This is a genomic window from Rhodopirellula sp. JB055 (assembly GCF_043100905.1).
Lineage (GTDB): Bacteria > Planctomycetota > Planctomycetia > Pirellulales > Pirellulaceae > Rhodopirellula.
In genome coordinates this window covers 1-3,098 of sequence record NZ_JBICHO010000355.1, presented here as the reverse complement: position 1 = coordinate 3,098, position 3,098 = coordinate 1, and the positions used below count along the sequence as shown (strand labels likewise).

General features: G+C 58.6%; 3 protein-coding genes. 2 read left to right on the top strand and 1 reads right to left on the bottom strand.

Translation table 11 applies throughout. From position 1 onward, the window contains the following. Window positions 1–278: 278 nt before the first annotated feature. On the bottom strand, window positions 279–1,685 hold the full coding sequence (locus tag ACF8AM_RS14145; protein ID WP_392556255.1) for a dipeptidase: 1,407 nt from the start codon (window positions 1,683–1,685) through the stop codon (window positions 279–281). A gap of 182 nt (window positions 1,686–1,867) precedes the next feature. Here ACF8AM_RS14145 and ACF8AM_RS14140 point away from each other — a divergent pair, with 182 nt between their 5' ends. Further along, window positions 1,868–2,218, top strand: a complete 351-nt coding sequence (locus ACF8AM_RS14140) for an ATP-dependent Clp protease adaptor ClpS (RefSeq protein ID WP_392556254.1) — start codon at window positions 1,868–1,870, stop codon at window positions 2,216–2,218. A 33-nt stretch (window positions 2,219–2,251) separates the two neighbouring features. Beyond that, window positions 2,252–3,098, top strand: an 847-nt coding sequence (locus ACF8AM_RS14135) for a radical SAM protein (protein WP_392556253.1), incomplete at its 3' end; no start/stop codon positions are given.

The window sequence follows — 3,098 nt, the reverse complement described above, 5'->3', positions numbered from 1 at the left end:
GCCGCGACCGATTATTGATTGACTGCTGTTGAAGGACTTTCCAAACGAGGTGTCACCTCTCCTCCAACTGTGTTGGGGGAGAGGTCGAACGGAGCCTTCAGCGACGTTCGGGTGAGGGGGGCCAAGCGCTCGCTGCTGAGCATCACTGAGCTGGATGCAAAACGAATCGGCGTCGTCGACCTTGTTCGGTCTCGCTGCCTCGCCCCCTCACCCGAGCAACTCCTTGCGTCGGGGGAGAGGTGACGAATTGATTGAAGCGTAAGCTCTGTCGAGACTTCTCAAGCAGATGCGATGGCTTGCCAGAGCGAGGCGGAGGCTTGGATGCCGCGGTGGAAATCCTCCAGCGAGAACTTTTCGTTGGGGCTGTGGGCGGCATCGTCGTGTTGGCCCCAACCGAGAAGCAAGCAAACGCAATCCAGGACTTCTTGGTAACGAGCCAGGGTTGGGATCGAGCCGCCGTCACCAATCATCACGGGTGGTGTTCCGAACGCTTTCTCGATCGCGACGCTGGCTGCCTTGGCGTAGCGGCTGTTGGCATCCGCCAACATCGCACCGGCACCGTGGTCGGGTTTCAGCGTCCAGCGGATACCCGGCGGGCAATGACGCTCGAGGTGAGATTCGATCAGTCCGGTGAGACGTTTGGGGTCTTGGTTGGGCACCAATCGGAAGCTGAACTTCGCGGACGCTTTGGCTGGCAAAACCGTTTTGACGCCTTCGCCTTGATGTCCGGAGGTCAAACCGTTGATGTCGAGCGAGGGACGCGCCCAGCGTCGCTCATCAGTTGTGTAGCCCGCTTCGCCGTGAAGTTCGGAAGCACCGACGCTGCTCGCGAATTCGGCGTCGTCGGCACCAAGTTTCTTCCAGGCCTCGCGTTCAATGTCGGGGATCGGCGCGACATCGTCATACAGGCCCTCGATCGCGATTTTTCCTTCCGCGTCTTTCATGCTGGCGAGCAACTGGCACAGAGCCATGGGGGGGTTGGCGACCGCGCCGCCGAAGCTGCCGCTGTGCAAGTCGTGACTTGGTCCGTCGACGAACAATTCGTATGTGGCGATGCCTCGCAGGCCGCACGTCACGGCGGGGCGGCCGGGTGCGTACTGGCTGCTGTCGCTGACCACGACGACGTCGCAGGCCAGTTTTTCGGCGAGCTTGGGCAACCAATCGTCCAGGTTTTGGCTGCCGACCTCCTCTTCGCCCTCGATCAAGAATTTGATTTGCAGTGGCAAGGGTTGTCCGCTGGCGAGCCAGTCACAAATGCTGTGGATGTGCGTCAGGACTTGGCCTTTGTCATCCGTTGCACCGCGGGCGAAGACTTTGCCGTCGCGAACGGCGGGTTCGAACGGAGGACTGGTCCACAGGTCCAACGGCTCGGGTGGCTGGACGTCATAGTGTCCATAGACCAGAGCGACCGGGGCACCGGGAACCGGTGGGGTCGAGGCCACCAGCAGCGGAAATTCGTTGGTGGCAATGGACTCGGTTTGCAGGCCGGCCGCCTTCATTTTCTCGAGCAGCCATTCAGCGGCTCGGTGCACGTCTTCGCGGCGAGACGAATCACTGCTGATGCTCGGGATTTTCAACCACTCAATCAATTCGGCTTCGTGACGCTGTTTGCCGTCGTCCAAACACGACTGAACTTCGGCGGGCAATTGGAACGCGGAGGTGGAAGATTGTTCGGGTTGGGACATCAAATTGTGTTGCGAAAGAGAATCAAGCGGCGTGCCGTCGAATGCGGAAAAATCCGTATTTGAGGACTAACAGGTCTATCTGGACGTCCTTACAATAGCACTTCGCAAACCAGAACAGGACCACCAAGCGGCAGGATGAGACGCCGCTGACTGCCCAGATTTCAAGAGGAGCTGTTGGAAGCATGTCCGATTATTCCGCCGCCGTTGCCGAGCCCGATGTGGTCACGGAAGAAGAACGCTGCAGCGACCGCAAACCAAAACGGCAACCGCCCTATCACGTCATTTTGTGGGACGACACGGACCACAGCTACGATTATGTGATTTCGATGATGAAACGTTTGTTCCGCATGCCCATCGAAAAAGGCTATCAAGTCGCGAAAGAGGTTGACAAAAGTGGCCGTGCGATTTGTATGACCACCACGTTGGAACTGGCGGAACTGAAACGCGATCAAATCCATGCGTTCGGAAAAGACGAACGATTGGATCGTTGCAAGGGCAGCATGACCGCCACCATTGAACCTGCTCGCGGCTAAGCGGGCCCGAGGCTGAACAGGCATTCTTTTCTGATGACGGCGAAACTTCGAACCCGCACGCTGGGATGCAAGGTCAACCAGTACGAAACCGAACTGGTGCGACAGGGCTTGCAAACGATTGGGTACGAAGACGCCGGTGACGGCGAGTCGGCCGACCTGTGCATCGTCAACACTTGCACGGTCACGGAAACTGGCGACGCGAAAAGTCGGCAAGTTGTCCGGCGTCTGAATCGCGAAAATCCCGATGCGCGGATCGTCGTCATGGGGTGCTACGCCACCCGGGCACCTGAGGAAGTCAGTGCCCTGCCGGGCGTCGTCGAGGTGTTGACCGACAAACGTGAACTGGGTGATCTGATGGGCCGCTTCGGCGTCATCGATGTGCCCACTGGGTTGTCTGGATTCGCTGGTCGCAAACGAGCGTATGTGAAAGTCCAAGACGGATGCCTGCTCCGTTGCAGTTACTGCATCATCCCGATGGTGCGTCCCAAACTGCACTCGCGCCCCAGCCAAGAGATTGTCGACGAGGTCACTCGTTTGGTGGATGCCGGACACCGCGAAGTCATTCTGACTGGCATTCACCTGGGCCACTACGGTGTCGACTGGAACCGCAACAAGCCTCGTGAGGAATGGGTGCGGTTGGCTCACTTGGTCAAGGATCTTTGCCAGATCCCAGGCCAATTTCGAATTCGAATGAGCAGCATTGAGGCGACCGAAGTCACTCGTGAACTGATTGGTGTGATGGCCGAGTTCTCCGACAAGGTCGTCCCGCACCTGCACCTGTGTTTGCAATCGGGAAGCGATTCGGTTCTGCGTCGTATGCGTCGGCGCTGGGGCACGAAGATGTTTCTCGATCGCTGCCGCCTGCTTCGTGAATCGTTGG